Genomic DNA, 18,715 nt, shown 5'->3' with positions numbered 1-18,715 from the left:
GAAAGTTGGGCGAGAAAGAGCCCCGCCCGCCGGACGGCGGACGGGGCTCCGGGAAGGATCCGGAAGGACCGCAGGTCAGATGACCGTCTCGGCCTCGGTGTAGCGCTCCTGCGGAACGGTCTTCAGCTCGGCGACCGCCTCGCCGAGCGGCACCAGCCTGATGTCGGTGCCCTGCAGCGCGGTGATGTGGCCGAAGGCGCCCTTGTGCGCCGCCTCCACCGCGTGCCAGCCGAAGCGGGTGGCCAGCACCCGGTCGTACGCGGTCGGGGTGCCGCCGCGCTGGGTGTGGCCGAGGATCACCGGACGGGCCTCCTTGCCGAGGCGGTGCTCCAGCTCGCGGGAGAGCTGGGTGGCGATGCCGGTGAACCGCTCGTGGCCGTACATGTCCTTGGTGCCCTCCTCCCACGGCATGGTGCCGGGCTCGGGCTTGGCACCCTCGGCGCAGACCACGATGGCGAACTTCTTGTGCCGGTCGAAGCGCTCGCGCACCACGGCGGTCAGCTTGTCGATGTGGAAGGGGCGCTCGGGCACCACGATGGCGTGGGCGCCGGCCGCCATGCCCGCGTTCAGGGCGATCCAGCCGGTGTGGCGGCCCATCACCTCGACGACCATGACCCGCTGGTGCGACTCGGCGGTGGTCTTCAGACGGTCCAGCGCGTCGGTGGCCACCGAGACGGCGGTGTCGAAACCGAAGGTGACGTCGGTGCAGGCGATGTCGTTGTCGATGGTCTTCGGCACGCCGACCACCGGCAGGCCGGCGTCGCTCATCAGCTTGGCGGCCTTGAGGGTGCCCTCGCCGCCGATCGGGATGACCGCGTCGATGCCGAGGTCCTTGCAGTGCTGCTTGGCGCGCTCCACGCCGTCCCGCAGGTGGCTGGGCTGCACCCGGGAGGAGCCGAGGATCGTGCCGCCCTGGGCGAGGATGCCGCTCACCGACTCGAGGGTGAGGGGACGGTGGACGCCTTCGAGGAGGCCGCGCCAGCCGTCCTGGAAACCGATGATCTCGTCGCCGTGGTCGACCACCCCCCGGTGGACCACGGAACGGATCACGGCGTTCAGGCCGGGGCAGTCACCGCCGCTGGTCAGGACACCAATACGCATTGCTTTGCAACTCCCCTGGGGGCACCTCCCAGCCGCCAGGCTGGGGGGAAGAACCGGAGGCCGGACTACCACCTCGGTGTCGCCACCGCGGAACGGCCGCTCCCGGGCGTCGTCGGCCTGGGGGCGACCATGAGGCACAGCATACGGTCCCTGCGTCCGGCCGGGCAGGAGCCGAGCGGGAGCGGCATCGTCGACGCGTCCGCGCAAAACTGCGACCGGACGCCGAGGAGGGTGGTGCGTCCAGCGTTCCTATTCTCTTATGCATCCCGCCCGTGCGGCACCGACTGACCGAAATGCGGTCAATCGGTGCCCCTCGGAGGATCAGGCGGGCTGGCTCGTGGCCGCGATCCGCTCCGCACGCAGTGCGTCGTACCACGTGGTGTCGGCGGGCGGCAGGGCGCTGACATCCAGCGCCAGCTTGATCAGCATGTCGGCGACGGCAGGGTTGCGGGCCATCACGGGGCCGTGCAGGTAGGTGCCGAAGACGGTGTCGCGGAACGCGCCCTCCGTCCCGTCGCCGGTGCCGTTGCCGCGGCCCACCTGCACACTGGCGAAGGGCTTCACGCCCTCGCCGAGGTGGGTCACGCCCTGGTGGTTCTCGAAACCGGTCAGCTGCGGCAGGCCCAGCTGCGGGTTCACCTCGGCGAGCACGTCGCCCACGCAGCGGGCGCCCTCGCCGCGGGCCGTCCACACGTCGAGCAGCCCGAGGCCCGGCTCGCGCTCGCCCAGGTCGTTGATGAACTCGTGGCCGAGGATCTGGTAGCCGGCGCAGACCGAGAAGATGATCGCACCGTTCTCGGCTGCGCGGACCAGGCCGCCGTCGTTGCGCAGCCGCTCCGCGGCCAGCCGCTGCGGACGGTCCTCGCCGCCGCCGATCAGGTAGATGTCGCCGCTGGTCGGCACCGCCTGGTCCGAGCGGACGTCGATCCGGGTCACCCCGAGACCGCGCTGCCGCGCCCGCCGCTCGACGACCAGCGCATTGCCGCGGTCGCCGTACGTGCTGAGCAGGTCCGGGTAGACCCACACCAGGCGCAGGCTGCTCTCACTCATCCTCGAAGGCCTTCCGTACTGCTGCTGAGGCTGCTGGAACTGCGGGTCGGCGGGGTACGACATCAGGCCGCCACCGCCTTGCGCAGCTGCTGGAAGGCGGTGTAGTTGGCGATCGCCTCGATCCGGCCGGGCGGGGCCATCCGGACGGCCTGCTCCAGGGTGTCCACCACCTGGAACTGCAGCCCGGCGACCTCCAGGCGCACCGCGAGGTCGAGCTTGCGCTGGCCCATCACGAAGATCGGGTGGCCGGCCAGGCGCTCGTAGTCGACGTCCCACAGCCAGGAGGTGTCGGTGCCGTCCGCGTCCAGCGCGTTCACCGACAGCACCACCGGCGCCGGCGGCTGGTCGATCAGCGTGAAGGTCTCCAGCCAGCCGGCCGGGTTCTTCGCCAGCAGAAGCCGGACGTCCCGGCCCTGGTACTGCACCACGTCGTAGCGGCCGGCCACCGCGGCGACCGTCTGCATCCGCTGCAGCGCGACCTGCGGGGCGACCCCGAAGACCGCGGCGACCGCGGCGGAGCTGGTGGCGTTCGCCAGGTTGGCGCGGCCGGGCAGCTGGAGCTGGATCGGCCAGGCACCGCGGTGCGGGTCGATCACATGGGTGCCCTGCAGCGCCCAGTGCGGGTTCGGGCGGCGGAAACCGCACTGCGAGCAGAACCAGTCGTCGCCGGGGCGCTGCATCACACCGCCGCAGGACGGGCACGACCAGGCGTCCTCCTTCCACGCCTGCCCGGCGGCCACCCAGACCACCTTCTTGCAGGAGGAGGCGGCCCAGGTCACCAGCGGGTCGTCGGCGTTGGCGATGATCACCGCGTCCGAGTCCTTGAGGCCCTCGCGCCACTTCTCCGCCATCATGCGGGTCTCGGCGGCGCGGTCCAGCTGGTCGCGGGAGAGGTTCAGCAGCGCTATGGCCTTGGGCCGGGTGTCCCGGGCGACCGTGGCCAGGTACTTCTCGTCCACCTCGATCACGCCGAAGCGCGCGTCCGAACCGCCGGCCAGCGCGGCGGTGATGCCGGCGGGCATGTTGGCGCCAAGGGCGTTGGAGACCACCGGGCCGGCGGCGCGCAGCGCCTCGGCGATCAGCCGGGTGGTGGTGGTCTTGCCGTTGGTCGCACTGACCAGGACCACGTCGAGGTGCTCGGACAGCGTGGCGAGCAGGTCCGGGTCGAGCTTGAGGGCGATCTTGCCGCCGATCACCGAGCCACTGCCGCGGCCGGCCTTCTGCGAGAGGGCAGCGGCCATCTTGCCGGCCGTCACAGCGATCTTGGCGCGGGCGGGCAGCGAGGCGTCGCGTGCGGCCGTGGCTTCCGAATCGGTGCCTGGCATGCTCAGTGGTTCCTCCTTGCTGCTGCACCGCCCGGGTCGTGCGGTGACCGTCGGACGGCGGGGACGTGGGTCAGCCTACCCACTCCGGCGGTCGGCTTTGAGCCCAGGACCCTGCGCAGCCTGCCGGGACGGGTACGGAAGAGCCCTTGACAGCCGTCCGCCTCCGGCCGGTCCCGGACGTGATGACCGGTCACCGGCAGCCGGCGGAACTGTGCGAATCAGGGCAAATGGTCACCCCGGGTACTGGGCGACGACGAAGACGGAGGACGGGCGGAGCTTCTGCCAGGCGGTCGTGGGGTGGTAGCGGTAGTTCCAGGCGGTGGCGAGGGCGAGTGCGCGGTCGACGACCGCGCCGGCCCGGTTCGCGTACATGTTGCAGCGCAGGAGGCGCCCGATCCGGGAGGTCGGCGCGGCCGCGCAGAAGAGGCTCGACCGGATCGACAGCCCGGCCTCGCGGACGGCCCGCTCCAGCAGGTGTCGCGGGATGCCGCGTTCGCGCTTGGTCAGCCCGGGGCGGTCGGCCGAACGCCAGTCGCCCATGGAGACGACGGGTTCGCAGATCAGCACCCAGCCGCCCGGGGCCGTCACCCGGCCGATCTCCCGGACGACCTTGGACACGTTGGGGATGTGGTGCAGCACGCCGAAGCAGAGGACGAGGTCGAAGCTGCGGTCGGGGAACGGCATGTCGCCCGACGGGAGGGGGTCCTCGTACCGCACGGGCGTCGACCGCAGGTCGGCCGAGCGGAGGTGCGCGGAGGGTTCCAGGATCGTGATGTCGTCGATCCTGTCCAGCACGGGGAGGAACTCACCGCCGAAGGCGCTGCCGAGCCCGAGCGCGCGGGGGAAGCGGCGGTCGGGGAGGTACCGGAAGCCGTACTGGCGGTTGAACCCGCTGTAGCCGTACTCCTCCGAGTTGGAGGACGCCGCTCCCAGGTTCGCGTACGCCTCGCGTTCGTCGTCGAACCACTCCTCGATCTGCGCGGGGTCGAAGTCGTCCCCCCACAACTCGCGGCCGGACAGGTAGCGTTCGGCGAACTCGTCTGTTCTCATGCGGCGCACACTAGGGCCGCACCGGGAGGAGAAGGGTCCGCCCCGGCCGGGAGGGCCGCAGACATGCCACCGTTGGAGCAATGGAGCGGCGGCCCGGGTGCGGCGCGCCAGACTTGGCCCGGCCCACCGAGGAACGGAGACCGGGATGCTGAAGACGATGATCGCCGATCCGGACAAGCCCGGCTCGCTCTCGCACGCGGCACGCGCCCGCCGCTGGACGGAACTCCTCCGCTGCTTCCCGGACCTCGCCGAGATGCGGGTGCTCGACCTCGGCGGCACCCCCGACTCCTGGCGAGCGGCACCCTGCCGCCCGGCCCACGTGGTGACGGTCAATCTGGACCCGGCCACCGCACGGCACGGCGAGCCCGGCCTGACGGCGGTGGTCGCCGACGCCTGCGAGCTGCCGCCGTCCCTGGCGCACGAGCGCTTCGACCTGGTGTACTCCAACTCGCTGGTGGAGCACGTCGGCGGGCACAGCCGCCGGCAGCGGTTCGCCGAGGCGGTGCAGACCCGGGCGGGCCACCACTGGGTGCAGACCCCGTACCGCTACTTCCCGATCGAGCCGCACTGGGTGTTCCCCGGCATGCAGTTCCTGCCGTTCCGTGTGAGGGTCGCGATCTCCCAGCACTGGCCGCACGGGCACATCCGGTCCGACGGCCCCGCCCAGGCGGTGACGGACGTTGCCGAGGTCGAGCTGCTGTCGGCCACCGAGATGCGGTCGTACTTCCCCGACTCGCACATCTGGTTCGAGCGCTTCGCGGGCCTGCCCAAGTCACTGGTGGCCCGGGCATAAGGGGCGCTGTGGCGTCGCCACGCGCCCCTTATGGTCGGCCCGAGCCGGGTCAGGCGGCCGTCCGGAACCAGCGGGTGTAGGTGTCGGCGACCGTGTCGAGGTCGAAGTGCCGGTGCACCCGGCTGCGGCCGGCGGCGGCCAGCCGGGTCCGCAGGGCGGTGCTGCGGCCGAGTTCCACCATGGCGTCCGCGATCTCCCGGGGGGAGTCGATGTCGACCAGGACGCCGGCCCGTCCCTCGTCGAGGACCCAGGGCACCGCGCCGCTGCGGCGACCGGCGAGGACCGGGACCCCGACGGCCATGGCCTCCAGGAGGATCATCGGGCAGGCCTCCAGCCGCGAGGGATGGACCAGGGCGGTCGCCTCCGCGGCGAGGCGCTCGAGCAGCTCGCCGTGGCCGGTCGGGCCGACGAACTCCACTCCCTCCGTGAGGCCCTGGCCCGCCGCCCAGGCGGCGGCGGTGCCGTCCGGCTGGAACCCCTCGCCGAACATCAGCAGCCGGGCGGCCGGAAGGCGGCTCCGGGTCAGGCCGAAGGCCCGGAGCGCGGCCTGGCCGTTCTTCAGCGGGCCCCAGCCGTTGAGGACGGTGGCGAAGACCGGTGCGGCGGTGGCCGCAGGGGGAGGCGCGCTCGGCATGCCGGCGAGCCGGACGCCGTTGGGGATGACCCGGACGGGCACGGGTGCCCGCAGGACCCGCCGCAGGTGCCGGGCCGTGTACGGGCTGACGCCGCTCAGCGCGGTGGCCCGGTGGACGGCGGGCACGGCAAGGGTGTTGCGCAGCCAGCGGTACGGGCTGAGGCCCTCCTCCCAGGCACAGCGCAGCGGGGCGTCGTGGGCGGTGACGAAGGCGGGCATCCCGCTGCGGGCCGCGGCGAGGGCGAACTCGTACGTCCAGTGGGCGCTGATCACGTCGGCGGGCCGGGCGTGCATCTCGCGGACGAGGGCCTCCCGTTCGACCCGGAAGAAGTCGCGCAGGTAGTGCCGGGCGTGCGCCCGCATGGGCACCACGACGACGGTCAGCGGGCCCGATGTGCGGACCCAGGGCCGCTCGACCGCGCCGAGCGCGTACACGGTGACCCGGTGGCCCTGGTCGAGCCAGGTGCCGGCGAGCAGGCCGGTGTACGGCACGGCGTAGGTGGTCGGCGGTCGGCAGCCGAGGCGGTCGGCGAGCGGGGCGAGCGAGATCGGTCCGGTGAACCCGATGTGCATGGTGGTCCTTCCACCTCAGAGGCGGCCGGTGCGGGCAGGTCGGGGGAGCAGGCCGTGCGACGCGGCCATGGCGAAGACGGGCACGTTCCGGCGCACGAGGAGCCAGCAGGCGGTGACGGGGAGCAGGGCGAGCAGCCCGAGTGCGGTGGAGCCCGGCGCGGTGTGCCCGTACCGCGCGCCGGTGTGCGCCGCCAGGAAGAGCGAGCAGCCGATCACCGCATGGACCAGGTGCGCACGCAGGACGGCCGGCACCTCGACCAGGCCCGCCCGGTGCCAGCCGGCCAGCTGGAGGGCGTGCCCGACGGCGGGGCCGACGGCCATGGCGGCGGGGACGAGCGCGAGGCTGCGCATCCAGGTGGCGGCGCCGACGGCGAGGAGGACGGACAGGGCGACGGCGGTCTGGACGACCAGCAGTCCGCGCAGCGCCTTGCGGACCTCGTCGATGGCGTAGCCGATCGAGCAGAGGAAGTAGAGGGCGGCGTTCAGGGCCAGCAGCGGTACCAGCTCGGAGGCGGTCTCCCAGCCGGGGCCCAGGAGCACCGCGAGGGCGGACGGGCCGAGGCCGGCAGCGGCGCCGAACGGGATGAACGCCAGGCCGGAAGCGGCGCTGAGCATGTCCCGTACTTTCGGCGCCAGCGGCAGCCCCTGGCCGTGGGCCCGGGCCAGGACGGGCGTCGCCGCGTGGTGCAGGCTCTGGCACAGCAGGTTCAGCGGGATCGCGACGGTCAGCGAGGCCCGGGAGAACTGGCCGGCCGCGGCAGGGCCGAGCAGCCGGGCGGTCAGCCAGAGCGGGGACTGCAGGGCCGCCGTCTGCACCAGGCCGTAGCCGGTGAACGTGCCCGAGAGCCCGATCATCGACCGGGCCGGGACGTCCGGTCCGTCCGGGAGGTCCGCCCGGGCCAGCCGGGCGGTGGCGACGAGCAGCGTGCAGGCGGAGGCCGCCGGGAACGCCGCGGCCATCCCGTACGGATTCCAGCCGAGGCCGAGCAGCAGCGCGCCGGTGACCATCCCGCCCAGCTGGCCGCCGAGGTCGGCCGCCACGGACGCCCGGGCCAGCCCGCACCGGCGGAGCGCCGCCGTGGCGACCGCCGCGGACGGCAGGACGAGGAACTGCAGGCCCAGGATGCGCAGCAGAGGCTCCATCAGCGGGAGGTGCCACAGCGCGGCGCACGGGCCTGCGGTGACCTGCACGGCCAGGCAGCTCAGCGCTCCGGTGACGGCGGAGATCCGCCGGGCGGTGCGCAGCGCCTGACGCGTGAGGTCCTCGCTCCGCAGCAGGTAGGTGGCCAGTCCGGCGTTGGAGAAGAGCGTCAGGACCTGGAGGACGCCCAGCGCGGTGGCCTGCGCGCCGTACGCGCTGCTCAGCACGGTGCGCGCGGTGTAGGCGGTGTAGACGATCTGCAGCACGGTGTTGGCGGCGGCGCCGCCGTAGTTCCAGACCAGGGCCGCGAGTGCGCTGCGGGCCTCGGGGACGGCGCGGACGGTGCTCATGCGGCGGCCGCCCGGAGACGCAGGGACCGTCCCGCCGATGCGGACCGCCGTAGGGTGCGCGGCGCCGTCGGCCCTCTCAGCAGCAGGCCGATCAGCAGGCTCTGCTCGAAGGGCATGGCGTACGCCATGCAGAAGCAGGCCATGCCGGCCACGGACAGCCACATCGCCAGCCCCATCGGGGTGCGGTACGTGGTGCGGTGCAGCACGGCGAGGACGAGCCAGACGGCGGCGCAGAGCCCCACCAGGCCGACCCTGAGCAGCAGGTGCAGGTAGAAGTTGTGCGGCTGGCTCTCGACGACGTGTCCGTACAGCAGCCGGTCGAATCCGGAGCCGAAGGGCAGGCCGAACAGCCAGTCCGTCACGCCGTTCAGCCGGCCGACGAGCAGGTTCGAGCTGTCGATGCGCCACTCCAGGGTGTCTTCGTTGGTGGCCGAGGAGGCCAGGTTGCGGGTCAGGCCGGCGCCGGGCGAGAGCGACAGGAGCAGCAGGGCGGTCGCGGCGAGCAGCACCGCCAGGGTGATCCCGGCCGCCCTGAGCCCCGCCCTCGCGGGACGGAACAGCAGCCAGCCGGCCACCATCACGAGCGCGGCGAACCACACGGTGCGGTGCTGCAGCAGCACCACGACCGGCAGCAGCAGGCCGGCCAGCAGCCGGCCCCCGGGCGAGCCGAGCGGGTTGCACAGCAGCATGACCGCCGCCTGCGCCACGACCAGGGCCGAAGCGGCGTCCACCGGGCGGGAGTTGACCATCCGGCCGTCGACCAGGACGGAGGTGGAGTTGCTGCCGATCCCCAGCCGGCTCCACCAGAACACCGCGGCCAGGCAGTAGACGCAGGCCAGGACCGCCCACAGCCGGACGACCAGCCGGTCCAGCGACCTGTCCGACCGCACGGTGGCGGTGTAGCAGGCCGCTCCGAGTGCGTGGAGGAAGTACACCCGGGCCTCGTTCCCGGCTCCCTCGACTCCGTACGCCGCCATCCCGCTGACGACGGACGCCGACACCAGCAGGCCCAGCACTGCCAGGGCGACGTGGCCCGGGGCCGGCCTGATCGGGCGGCGCACCACGGAGACGACGGCGGCGATCCCGGCGCACACGGTCAGCAGGTCCAGCGGGTAGAGGCTGATCCCCGCACTCACCACCGGCACCTGGCCCCGCGCCAGCACCAGCCAGGCCTGGCCGCCGGCCAGCGTGCAGACGCCGAAGGCGGCGGAACGGACGAAGAGCAGCACCACGGCGACGGCCGTGGTGAGGGCCGCCGCCGCCAGGAGTGCGCTCTGCGCGGTGAACCCGGCGAGCACGTCAGGCCCGCCGGGCGCGGTCCAGGGCCGCGGCCAGCGTCGTCCGCGCGTAGGGCGCGACCATCAGCAGGGGCGCCCACGGCCACAGGTGCCGGTGGCAGAAGGCCCACCACTGCGCGGGCGGCAGCTCGCGCTGCGAGACCACCCGTCGCAGTGCCTCGCGGATCCCGATGCCGGGCTCCCGGGAGCCGCTCAGCGGCGGGTTGGTGTCGCAGGCGCCGACGTACCGCGGGGTGACCCAGAGCGGGATTCCGGCCCGCCGGGCCCTGAGGCCGTAGTCGAAGTCGCCCATCGAGTGCCGGAACCTGCGGTCGATGTCGCCGAGCCGCTCGCGCACGCTGCGCGGGACGAGCACCACGTTGCCGTTGCAGGTGTCGCAGGGCTCGGGCGCCCCGGTGGGGTCGACGAGCGAGAAGGCGTGCGAGCGCGGGTGCCAGCGGGGCAGGGTCCGCCGCCGGCCGGAGTAGGTGGTGCGGGCCCCGTCCGTGGAATGCAGCGCGCCCACGACCACGGCCCCGTCGCCGACCTGCTCGGCGGTGGCGAGGAGGTCGGCGAGCGCGTCGGCGGTGAGCTGCACGTCGTCGTTGAGCCACAGCTGGTGGTCCCAGGGCGGCAGGCCGCCGCGGGCGCTGCACCGGCTGGCGGTCCGCATCCCCTCGCCCCAGAAGACGTCCTGGCCGACCGTCACCACTTCGACCTCGGGGAAGTTCTCCGCGACCGCCCGGGCCGTGCCGTCGGTGCTGCCGGCGTCCACGAGGTGGACGGACAGGACCGTCCCCGCCGGCAGGCCGCGCTGGTTGCGCAGCGAGGCGAGCGCGGCCAGCGTCTTCGGGGCACGGTTGTGACAGGTCATCAGCACCGCGATACGGAGTTGTTCCACAGGACGAACATGGGCCACCGGGTGCCCCCGCGTCCCGCCGACACTCCGAGGTGTCGCGCTATTCGCGGAACAGCACCGCGTCGCACTGGTACATCCGACCCGTTCGGCCGTCGCTGAACCCGGGCAGGACGTGCATCAGGGCGAAGCCCCGGTCCCGGGCCCAGTCCAGGGCCTCCCGGTAGAGCATCCCGCCGGCGTACAGCGGCACCAGGGACATCTCCAGCTGCAGCCCCGCACAGTCGGCGATGCGCTCCCCGGCCCCGGCCAGCACCTGCCGTTCGAAGCCCTGGACGTCCAGCTTGAGGAAGGCCCGCTCGCCCTCGGCCACGAGGTTCGGCCACAGCGCGTCGAGGCGCTGCACCTCGACGTCCTCCGTCCGGACGTACGCACTCTCCGGCGCGGCCTCGGCGTGCAGCCCCAGCATCGGCAGCAGCGAGCTGCTCGCGCCGGCGTTGCCCGCGACGTTGATCGCCGCGGTGCCGGGCCGCTCCCCGAGCGCGCACCGCACGGCGTTCCAGCGCGGATCGCCGGCCGCCCGCCGGAGCAGCTGCCGGTGGAGTTCGCCGATCGGTTCGAAGGAGGTGATCCGTCCGCGGTAGCCGCAGACGCGCAGCCGGGAGGCATAGTGCCCGGTGTGCGCGCCGACGTCGAGGACGACGTCCACGCCGTGGTGGCGCAGCAGGCGGGCGACCGGGTGGTCGGGGCAGTCGTCGGGGTAGCGCGCAACGTCGAGGCCCAGTCGTCGGACGGCGCTCCGCGCGCTGTGCAGCAGGGTCATCGCGCCAGCTTCGCAGGAAGTGGCGGAGCATCAGTTCATTGGCGCGGCTCCGTCGGCGAGTGTCGCAGGCGGTGCCGCGCCCGCGCCGTGCAGGGCCGGGCCCTCGCCGGGGCCGGGCTGCCGCCGGCCGGGCAGCGATGCGGGTGATCCGGGAGAGCAGGCGAGCAGCACGGCGACGAGCACCAGGACCAGCAGCAGGAACGGGCTGAAGTCGACGCCGCGCAGCGGCGCCTCGGTCACACAGGTGGCCACGGTGATGGCCAGCAGCGCCCAGGGCAGTCCGGCACCGGCACGCGCGGTGCGGGCGGCGGCCGCCACCAACGCCACCGCGAACAGCAGCAGGCCGACGGCGCCGACCAGCCCGGAGGTGGCGAGCGTCTGGTGCAGCTGGCTGTGGGCATGGGAGTAGACGCCCTGGACGGGGGAGGAGCGGTCGGTGAACAGCGTGGGGCCGTAGCCGAGCAGGACGTCCGAGCGGAAGGCGCTCATCGCCATGTCCCAGACCGCCGTCCGCCCGTGCAGGGTGCTGACCTCGCGGTCCGACAGCACCTGCCCGGCCCCCTTCACCAGGGCCGGCACGAGGACGGCCCCGCAGGCCGCGATGCCCAGCACCAGCCCCCGGCGCAGCAGCGGGTGGACGCGGTCCTGCACCCCGCGGCGGTACAGGAAGAGCAGGCCCAGCGGCGCCGCCAGCCACGCGGTACGGGACTGGGCCAGGACCAGGACGGCCGCCGCCGCGGCGCCGTGCAGCGGCCACAGCCGGCCGCGGTACAGCGGCGCCAGCTCCACGGCGAGGGCCACCGAGGCGATGACACCCAGCAGGATCGGATGCGTGGTGACGCCGACCAGGCGCGAGGAGCCGAGCCCGGGCAGCCGGAAGTTCACGATGGGGCTTGCGGCCAGCGCCCAGTCCGGCGCGACGGCCAGCGCGCCCAGGCTGCCCCAGGTGTAGACCCGCAGCATCGCCCGCAGCCGGCGCAGCATCGCGGCGGGCCGGATCGGCGGCGCCGCGTACAGGGCCGCGACGGCCAGCGGGGCGAGGTAGAGCCGCCAGTCGTCCGCGCCGCCGTGTCCTCCGAACAGGGCGGACAGTACCGGGCCGGCGTACATGCCGACCGCCGCTGCGACCAGGGCCGGACCGACGGGACCGCCGGGCCGGCGGGGCCCGGCCAGGGCGCACAGCAGCACGCCGGCGAGCAGCGCCATGGTGCCGAGCACGTAGACCATGCCGAGCTGCAACTGCCAGGCGGCCTGGCCCTCCTGGACGGACGGGAGGTCCCATCCCGGTGGGGCGCCGGAGTCCGTGGAGCTGCGCGGCGACAGCACGACGGCGAAGAAGGCCGGGCCCAGGGCGACCGCCCACGAGGCGACTGCTGCCAGGCGGGGGGCCACGGTGGTGGTGCTGCGGCGCACAGACACTCCTCGACAGGGTGAGAGCGGCTGACCCGAAATACGGTCAAAAGTGTTTAAGCTCCCTAAGGGGATATCTCATGCCTTGGTGCAGAGTCCGGGCCGCCCCGGATGCCACGACCGGAACAACCCGAAGGGGTGCACGTTGGATCTGCGTGGATTTTTCAGGACCATGGCGCGACGCTGGCTGTCCGTCACGCTCCTGGCGCTGGCAGGCCTCGGCGCCGGGATCGCCGTGACGGCCGTCTCCACGCCGCAGTACCAGGCGAGCAGCCAGATCTTCGTCTCTACCCGCGCCACCAGCGACATCTCGGAACTCAACCAGGGCAGCGCGTTCTCCCAGGCGCGGGTCCAGTCCTATGCCGACATCATCTCGAGCCCCCGCATCACCGGCCCCGTCGTCAAGAAGCTGCGGCTGAAGACAACGGCGAACGAACTGTCCGGGCGCATTTCCGCCAACGCCAAGCTGAACACGGTGCTCATCGACATCACCGTCACCGACACCGACCCGGTGCAGGCCGCGCGGATCGCGAACGGCGTGGCCGAGGAGGCCGGCCGACAGATCGTCAGCCTGGAGACACCGCCCGGGCAGGGCACCGCCCCCGTCCACATCGGCATCACCCGGACGGCCGGGACACCCGGCGCGCCGCTCTCCCCGAAGCCCGTGCTCAACGCCGCGGCCGGCCTGCTCGCCGGCCTGCTGGCCGGTGTCGGCCTCGCTCTGCTGCGGGAGACCCTCGACACCACGCTGCGCACCGCCCACGCGCTCGGCAACGCCACCGGGCTGCCGGTGCTCGGGTCCGTGCCCTTCGACAAGGCCGCGCCGGACAACCCGCTCGCCGTCGGCCCGGTCGCCCACAGTGCACGGGCCGAGGCCTTCCGGCTGGTGCGGACGAACCTGCAGTTCGCCCAGGTGGACCGCAAGCCCCGGGTGATCATGGTGACCAGCCCGCTGCCGGGCGAAGGGAAGACCAACACCGCCGCGAACCTCGCGCTCTCCCTCTGCGAGACGGGCGGCCGGATCTGCCTGGTCGACGCCGACCTGCGCAACCCGTGCGTCGCCAAGACCTTCGGACTCGTCCAGGACGCCGGCCTGACCAGCGTGCTGATCGGCCAGGCGGCCGTCGGAGAGGTGCTGCAGGAGTGGGGCGACGCCGGCCTGAAGGTGCTCACCTCCGGGCCCGTCCCGCCCAACCCGGCGGAACTCCTCGCCTCCGACCGGATGGGACAGGTCCTCGCCGACCTCGCCCGGGACTTCGACACCGTCATCGTGGACAGCGCACCCCTGCTGCCCGTCGCCGACACGGTGGGGCTGGCCCACGCCGTCGACGGCGCGGTCTTCGTCGTACGGGCCGGCCGCACGCCCGGGGAACGGGTGCAGGCGGCCGTCGAGTCCCTGCGCTCGGTCGGCGCGCCCGTCCTCGGCGGCGTCCTGAGCATGGCCAAGCTGCAGAACGAGGGCTACGGGTACGGGTACGGCTACGGGTACGGCGAGCAGGTCGCGGGCGACCTGCTGGTGGCGCCCAGGAAGCTCGGCGAGGACACCGCGGCCGATGCGGTGAAGGCCGCCAAGTGACCCGCTTCGAGGTGCTGTTCGTCTGCACCGGCAACCTCTACCGCTCCCCGATCGGGGAGCGGCTGTTCGCCGCGCACACCGGCCCGTCCGACGGCGGCGTCCGGGTCGGCAGTGCCGGGACGCTGGCGCGCCCCGGCCTGCCGGTGCCGCCGAGCACGGCCGCCGTCCTGGAGGAACTGGGCGGCACGGCCGACGCATTCGCGACCAGGCGGCTGACCGCGGGCCTGGTCGCCTCGGCGGACCTGGTGCTGGGCCTCGCCCGGGAGCACCGCGACGCGGCGGTGCGCCTGCACCCCGTGGCGCTGCGGCGCTGCTTCGCGCTGGAGGAGTTCGTCCGCCTCGCCGACGCGGCGGGTCCGGAGGAGCCGGAGGGCGGCCCCCGCGCCGTGGTGGCGCGGGCGGCCGCACTGCGGGGCCGCACTCCTCCGGTCGCGGAAGGGGCCGACGACATCGCGGACCCGGACGGCCGTCCGGTGGAGGAGCTGCGGACGTGCGCCGCGCGGATCGACCGGGCCGTGCGCCGGGCCGCCGCCGCGCTGATGATCCGTCAGGGCCTGCCGCTGAGCGACTGACCCGCCCGGGCGGCGGTGCGCGCCAGCGCCCGTCCCGCCCGGAACAGGGCGGGATGGAAGCCGGAGAGGATGGTCTCCAGCCGGTCCGTACTGGTGCGGGTGGAGACCACCAGCCGGTCGATCCGCAGCGGGTGCAGGGCCGACGGGTCCGCCAGCCGGTGGTTGTAGAGGAACCCGGTGCGGTAGCCGGCCTGCTGGAGGATGCGGTGCACCCGCTCGTCGGTGTTCCCGTTGGGGTAGGCGAAGGCGGCGGGCGGGCGGCCGAGCAGGTCCGTCAGCTGCCGGTGCGCCTCCAGCACCTCCGTCCGGACCTGCTCGTCGTCGCAGCGGTCGAGGCAGGGGTGGGTCAGGGTGTGGTTGCCGATGACGACCCCGGCCGCCTCCAGCTCCCGCAGCTCGCCGCCGCTGAGCTGGCGCCGGCGCGGCGCGGGCACGGCGGCAGTGGCCCGCAGCTCGGCCAGGGCGAGCCGGCGCTCGCCCTCCGGGAGCAGCTTCAGCGTGTGGGCGGTGGCCTCCGGCGCGGCCGGCGGAAGGCGGTCGGTCCGCGCGCCGTGCCGGACCAGGTGCTCGACCTCCTCCCACCAGAACGGCGTGTCGGTGCCGACCAGCCCCGGGATGACGAAGCACACCGCGGGGATGCCCCGGGCGGCCAGCATCGGAAGGCCCCGGCTGTGCACGCTGTGGTCGCCGTCGTCGAAGGTGACGAGCACGCTGCGCGGCGGCAGCGGCCGGCCGCCGTGCACCGCCGCCTCGACCTGCTCCAGCGAGACCGGGACGAAGCGGCGCTGCAGCAGGTCGAGATGCGCCCCGAACGCCGCCGCGTCCTCGACCCCGTGGTAGCCGAGGACGGCGAGCCGGCCGGCCGAGCGGCGGCGGAACCACGCCTGGAAGGGCGAGCGCCGCAGGGCGCGGTCGGCGCCCTGCCACGCGTCCCAGCGCAGGTACCAGCCGACCAGCCGCGCCCGGACCGCCGGGTTCACGCGCGGACCAGGGCCGGGAACGAGACCCCGATGCCGACGCCCCGGTACCAGTGGTCACGGGGCTTCTCGCTGAAGTGCAGGAACTCCCGCCGCTGCTCCTCGGCCCAGCGGGGCAGCTCGCTCCAGCAGTACGTCTTCGTCGCGAGCACCACGGCGCCCGGGGACAGCAGCGGCGTCGCGGCGGCGAGCTCGGCCCGCTCGTGCTCCGGCGTCCAGCCGGTGTCCACGAACAGCAGGTCGATCGGGTGCTGCCGCACGACCGGGCCGGCCAGGAACTCCAGCGAGTCGCCGATCACATGGTCGACCACCTTGTCGTACGGGGGCACGATCAGCTCGCCCGCACGGTCGTCGATGTCCACGGTGGCCAGCCGGCCGCTGCCGTTCCTGAGCAGAGCCGCCGCGATCACCGCGCTGCCCAGGCCCCGGTTGGTGCCGGTCTCGACCACGAACTCCGGCCGCAGCGCCCGGACGAAGGCGTACCAGCCGATCCGGCGGCCGTAGCGGACCACCGGGTCGGTGGTGGCGTTCCGCTCGCTCCGTGCCAGGCGCGCGGCGACGACCCGACGCAGCTGCTCGTCCTCCTGCACCTCGGCCAGGTAGCCGCGGATCTCCTCTACCGGGCTGCCCGTCGCCGTGGCGACGAACCAGGAGAGGTGCTCGAGGTTGAGCGGCTCGAGGTCGTAGGTGTAGTGCACGTGCTCGCGCGAGCGGACGAGCCAGGACGCGGACTGCTTCACGGCCTGGGCGTTGTGGCGGGCCACGGCCGCCAGCCGGATCGGGAACGTGGCCAGGGGGGCCAGCGGGCTGGCCGCGATCCGCCGGGTCAGCGCAGTGTGCTGCATGACTGCTCCTAATGTGTCTTTCCCGTGCGAGTGGCGGGCCTCTGACATCCCGTCACGGCCGGTTTGTGGCAATTTATCCATTATGGAAAGAAAGTTTCCGGCGACACGCCACCCGGCCGGGCGCCCACAGGTGGCCCTGGTCGTGCCCTTCCTCTCCGAGTTCCGGCGCTCCTTCTACCGACGGCTCGAGGAGGACCTCGACGCCCGCGGGATCGCCCTCGTCGTCGCGTACGGCGAGCCCTACAGCCGGGACCAGCGCGCCCGCCGGGACGTGATCGACATGGACGGCGCGGTGCGGCTGCGGCAGTCCAGCCTGTGGGTCGCGGGCCGCCCGCTGGTCCACAAACGGCTCGGCTCCCTGGCCCGCACCTCGGACGTCCTGGTGGTGGACCAGTCCCTGCGCAACCTGGAGCTGTACCCGATGCTGCTGCGGCAGCTCGCCGGCCGCGGTCCGGCCGTCGCGATGTGGGACCACGGCCGGACCTACACCGCCCCGCAGTCGCGGCTGGAGCAGTCGCTCAAGTTCGCCCTCACTCGACGCGCCCGCTGGTTCTTCTCCTACACCGACGGCGGCTCGCGCGCGGTGACCGAGCACGGCTTCCCCCGGCAGCGGGTGACGGTGGTGCAGAACGCCGTCGACACCACGGCGCTGGGCGAGGCCTACCGCAGGGTGACGGAGGAACAGCTGGCCGCCCTGCGCGCCGAGCACGGCCTCACCGCGGGCCGCACCGGGCTGTTCGTCGGCGCGCTGAGCTCCAGCAAGCGCATTCCCTTCCTCGTCGCGGCGGCCGAGGCCGTCGCCGAGCGGCTGCCCGGCTTCCGGCTGCTGGTCGCAGGCGCCGGTGAGCAGCAGGACCTGGTGGAGGCCGCCGCGTCCCGCAGCCGGGTCGTGGTGCCGCTGGGGCCGGTGTTCGGCACCCGCAAGGCGCTGCTGGGGGCGGTGTCGGACGTCCTGCTCATGCCCGGGCTGGTCGGCCTGTGCGCCGTGGACTCCTTCGTCCTGGAGACCCCGGTCGTCACCACCCCGTGGCCCTGGCACGCCCCGGAGTTCGAGTACCTGGAGCACGGCCGCAACGCCCTCGTCGCACCGGACGACGTGCAGCAGTACGCGGACGCCGTGGCCGGCCTCCTCGGCAGCCCGGCGGAGCTCGGCGCCATGCGGCAGGAGTGCCGCAAGGACGCGGCGCGCTACACCGTGGAGGAGATGAGCCGCCGCTTCGCCGACGGGCTCGTCGACCTGCTCCGGGACGCGCGCCGGTGAGCCCGCGGACCGCCGCGCAGCCCGGCGCGCCCGCACGGGCCGACGGCTTCGAGATCCACCGGACCCCGGCCGCGCTCGCACCGTACGAGCAGGGCTGGCGGGACCTCGTCGCCGCCGTTCCCGGCTCCTCCTACTTCACGACGCCCGACTGGGTGCTCGGCACCTGGGAGGCCATGGACCCGGCCGCCGCCGCGGCGGCCGAGGTCGCACTCTGGACCGGACCGGACGGGCGGCCCGAGGCGGTGGTGCCGCTCGCCCGCACCAGGGGCAGGCTCCATCCGCGCATCCCTCTCCCGGTGAGGTTCTGGACCCTGCTGGGGGCGGACGCCGACGGCGCGGACCACGGGCTCCTCCCCGTCGCCCTGCACCGGCGCGAGGAGGTCCGGGCATGGCTGCGCCGACGCACCCGGGGCAGCAGCCTCTGGCTTCCCGCCATGGACCCGGAGGGCGACACCGCCCTGCTGCCCGCCGGCTCCCGCCGCATCGCCCGGACCACCTGCCCCCGGCTGGAGATCGGCACCGGGGTCGCCGTCGGCTCCGCAAGCTTCCGCCGTCTCATGAGACGCCGCGAGCGGCAGCTCGCCGAGGCCGGGATCGCCTTCCGCTGGGTCGGGCCGCAGGACATGACCGCCGAACTGCTCGACGCGGTGCTCGCCCTGCACCGCCTCCGGCAGGACCACCGCGGGGCGGTGACCGCCCTGGGCCCGCACCGCCGCCCGCTCCACCTGCGCCTCCAGGCCCGCGCCGACGCCGACCACGGACCGGCCGCCCTGGTCGCCGAACGTGAGGGCACCCCGGTCGGCGCCGTCTACGGCTTCCTCTGGCAGGACACCTTCGCCTACTACAACGGCGGCTGGGACCCGGCCTACGCCCGGCTGAGCCTCGGCACCGTCCTCCTCGACCGGACGATCGCGGAGGCCACCGCCCTGGGCGCACGCACCTTCGACTTCCTCCGCGGGGACGAGTCCTACAAGTACGACTCGTTCGGTGCCGCGGACCGCTTCGACGAGCAGTGGCTGCGGCCCCGCAGTGCGGGGGCCCTGGTGGCGGGCGCCGTGCTGCGCCACGCCCGGCGGCGGCACGGCGGCCCCTGAGTCCGCG

17 protein-coding genes are annotated in these 18,715 nt (G+C 73.9%); 5 read left to right on the top strand and 12 right to left on the bottom strand.

All coding sequences use genetic code 11. From position 1 onward, the window contains the following. Positions 1–75 precede the first annotated feature (75 nt). The 4 genes from ACQ614_RS06485 to ACQ614_RS06470 form a co-directional block, all read right to left on the bottom strand. Positions 76–1,101, bottom strand: coding sequence for a 6-phosphofructokinase (locus ACQ614_RS06485; RefSeq protein ID WP_431677335.1), 1,026 nt, complete (start codon positions 1,099–1,101; stop codon positions 76–78). Positions 1,102–1,422: 321 nt separating this feature from the next. Further along, the gene (locus ACQ614_RS06480; RefSeq protein WP_363491917.1) at positions 1,423–2,151 is read right to left on the bottom strand and encodes a type 1 glutamine amidotransferase; all 729 of its coding nucleotides are present in this window, start codon (positions 2,149–2,151) and stop codon (positions 1,423–1,425) included. Between the two features lie 62 nt (positions 2,152–2,213). Then, complete coding sequence (locus ACQ614_RS06475; protein ID WP_363491916.1) at positions 2,214–3,476, bottom strand: Mur ligase family protein; 1,263 nt, start codon at positions 3,474–3,476, stop codon at positions 2,214–2,216. A 231-nt stretch (positions 3,477–3,707) separates the two neighbouring features. Continuing rightward, a complete protein-coding gene (locus tag ACQ614_RS06470; protein ID WP_431677334.1) occupies positions 3,708–4,526 on the bottom strand; it encodes a methyltransferase domain-containing protein in 819 nt (272 codons plus the stop codon). A gap of 145 nt (positions 4,527–4,671) precedes the next feature. Between ACQ614_RS06470 and ACQ614_RS06465 the strand changes: the two genes are divergently transcribed. Next, positions 4,672–5,319 (top strand): class I SAM-dependent methyltransferase, encoded by a 648-nt coding sequence (locus ACQ614_RS06465; RefSeq protein ID WP_431677333.1) that lies wholly within the window; start codon positions 4,672–4,674, stop codon positions 5,317–5,319. 49 nt (positions 5,320–5,368) lie between these two features. On the opposite strand, the gene ACQ614_RS06460 is transcribed toward ACQ614_RS06465, so the two are convergent. Genes ACQ614_RS06460 through ACQ614_RS06435 form a run of 6 tightly spaced genes read right to left on the bottom strand, consistent with a single transcriptional unit; the run spans position 5,369 to position 12,386 of the window. Then, complete coding sequence (locus ACQ614_RS06460; protein WP_431677332.1) at positions 5,369–6,526, bottom strand: glycosyltransferase family 4 protein; 1,158 nt, start codon at positions 6,524–6,526, stop codon at positions 5,369–5,371. A 15-nt stretch (positions 6,527–6,541) separates the two neighbouring features. Beyond that, on the bottom strand, positions 6,542–8,017 hold the full coding sequence (locus ACQ614_RS06455) for an oligosaccharide flippase family protein (protein ID WP_431677331.1): 1,476 nt from the start codon (positions 8,015–8,017) through the stop codon (positions 6,542–6,544). Then, positions 8,014–9,315 (bottom strand): hypothetical protein, encoded by a 1,302-nt coding sequence (locus ACQ614_RS06450; protein ID WP_431677330.1) that lies wholly within the window; start codon positions 9,313–9,315, stop codon positions 8,014–8,016. The genes ACQ614_RS06455 and ACQ614_RS06450 overlap by 4 nt, the downstream gene beginning before the upstream one ends. Position 9,316: 1 nt before the next feature. After that, positions 9,317–10,195 carry a glycosyltransferase family 2 protein gene (locus ACQ614_RS06445; RefSeq protein WP_431677328.1) on the bottom strand — a complete coding sequence of 293 codons (879 nt, stop codon included), beginning with the start codon at positions 10,193–10,195 and terminating at the stop codon, positions 9,317–9,319. 58 nt (positions 10,196–10,253) lie between these two features. Next, positions 10,254–10,973 carry an FkbM family methyltransferase gene (locus ACQ614_RS06440; RefSeq protein WP_431677326.1) on the bottom strand — a complete coding sequence of 240 codons (720 nt, stop codon included), beginning with the start codon at positions 10,971–10,973 and terminating at the stop codon, positions 10,254–10,256. A gap of 30 nt (positions 10,974–11,003) precedes the next feature. After that, a complete protein-coding gene (locus tag ACQ614_RS06435) occupies positions 11,004–12,386 on the bottom strand; it encodes an O-antigen ligase family protein (RefSeq protein WP_431677324.1) in 1,383 nt (460 codons plus the stop codon). Between the two features lie 49 nt (positions 12,387–12,435). Between ACQ614_RS06435 and ACQ614_RS06430 the strand changes: the two genes are divergently transcribed. Together ACQ614_RS06430 and ACQ614_RS06425 are read left to right on the top strand one after the other, a co-directional pair. Further along, the gene (locus ACQ614_RS06430) at positions 12,436–13,959 is read left to right on the top strand and encodes a polysaccharide biosynthesis tyrosine autokinase (RefSeq protein WP_431677323.1); all 1,524 of its coding nucleotides are present in this window, start codon (positions 12,436–12,438) and stop codon (positions 13,957–13,959) included. After that, a complete protein-coding gene (locus ACQ614_RS06425; RefSeq protein ID WP_431677321.1) occupies positions 13,956–14,531 on the top strand; it encodes a low molecular weight phosphatase family protein in 576 nt (191 codons plus the stop codon). The genes ACQ614_RS06430 and ACQ614_RS06425 overlap by 4 nt, the downstream gene beginning before the upstream one ends. Here the strand turns inward: ACQ614_RS06425 and ACQ614_RS06420 are convergent. Both ACQ614_RS06420 and ACQ614_RS06415 read right to left on the bottom strand, forming a co-directional pair. Beyond that, a complete protein-coding gene (locus ACQ614_RS06420; RefSeq protein WP_431677320.1) occupies positions 14,507–15,511 on the bottom strand; it encodes a polysaccharide deacetylase family protein in 1,005 nt (334 codons plus the stop codon). The genes ACQ614_RS06425 and ACQ614_RS06420 overlap by 25 nt on opposite strands. Beyond that, the gene (locus ACQ614_RS06415; RefSeq protein WP_431677319.1) at positions 15,508–16,353 is read right to left on the bottom strand and encodes a class I SAM-dependent methyltransferase; all 846 of its coding nucleotides are present in this window, start codon (positions 16,351–16,353) and stop codon (positions 15,508–15,510) included. The genes ACQ614_RS06420 and ACQ614_RS06415 overlap by 4 nt, the downstream gene beginning before the upstream one ends. Positions 16,354–16,495: 142 nt before the next feature. On the opposite strand from ACQ614_RS06415, the gene ACQ614_RS06410 reads away from it, so the two are divergent. Together ACQ614_RS06410 and ACQ614_RS06405 are read left to right on the top strand one after the other, a co-directional pair. Further along, a complete protein-coding gene (locus ACQ614_RS06410) occupies positions 16,496–17,614 on the top strand; it encodes a glycosyltransferase family 4 protein (RefSeq protein WP_431677317.1) in 1,119 nt (372 codons plus the stop codon). Next, on the top strand, positions 17,611–18,708 hold the full coding sequence (locus tag ACQ614_RS06405; RefSeq protein ID WP_431677315.1) for a GNAT family N-acetyltransferase: 1,098 nt from the start codon (positions 17,611–17,613) through the stop codon (positions 18,706–18,708). The genes ACQ614_RS06410 and ACQ614_RS06405 overlap by 4 nt, the downstream gene beginning before the upstream one ends. The last annotated feature ends 7 nt before the right edge of the window (positions 18,709–18,715 follow it).

It is taken from the genome of Kitasatospora dryopteridis (assembly GCF_050749075.1).
Classification (GTDB): Bacteria; Actinomycetota; Actinomycetes; order Streptomycetales; family Streptomycetaceae; genus Kitasatospora.
This window is presented reverse-complemented; position numbering and strand designations above follow the sequence as displayed.

Bases quoted from the DNA above. Each gene is read 5' to 3' on its own strand.
- ACQ614_RS06485 (WP_431677335.1), bottom strand. From the start codon at position 1,101: ATGCGTATTGGTGTCCTGACCAGCGGCGGTGACTGCCCCGGCCTGAAC.
- ACQ614_RS06480 (WP_363491917.1), bottom strand. From the start codon at position 2,151: ATGAGTGAGAGCAGCCTGCGCCTGGTGTGGGTCTACCCGGACCTGCTC.
- ACQ614_RS06475 (WP_363491916.1), bottom strand. From the start codon at position 3,476: ATGCCAGGCACCGATTCGGAAGCCACGGCCGCACGCGACGCCTCGCTG.
- ACQ614_RS06470 (WP_431677334.1), bottom strand. From the start codon at position 4,526: ATGAGAACAGACGAGTTCGCCGAACGCTACCTGTCCGGCCGCGAGTTG.
- ACQ614_RS06465 (WP_431677333.1), top strand. From the start codon at position 4,672: ATGCTGAAGACGATGATCGCCGATCCGGACAAGCCCGGCTCGCTCTCG.
- ACQ614_RS06460 (WP_431677332.1), bottom strand. From the start codon at position 6,526: ATGCACATCGGGTTCACCGGACCGATCTCGCTCGCCCCGCTCGCCGAC.
- ACQ614_RS06455 (WP_431677331.1), bottom strand. From the start codon at position 8,017: ATGAGCACCGTCCGCGCCGTCCCCGAGGCCCGCAGCGCACTCGCGGCC.
- ACQ614_RS06440 (WP_431677326.1), bottom strand. From the start codon at position 10,973: ATGACCCTGCTGCACAGCGCGCGGAGCGCCGTCCGACGACTGGGCCTC.
- ACQ614_RS06415 (WP_431677319.1), bottom strand. From the start codon at position 16,353: ATGCAGCACACTGCGCTGACCCGGCGGATCGCGGCCAGCCCGCTGGCC.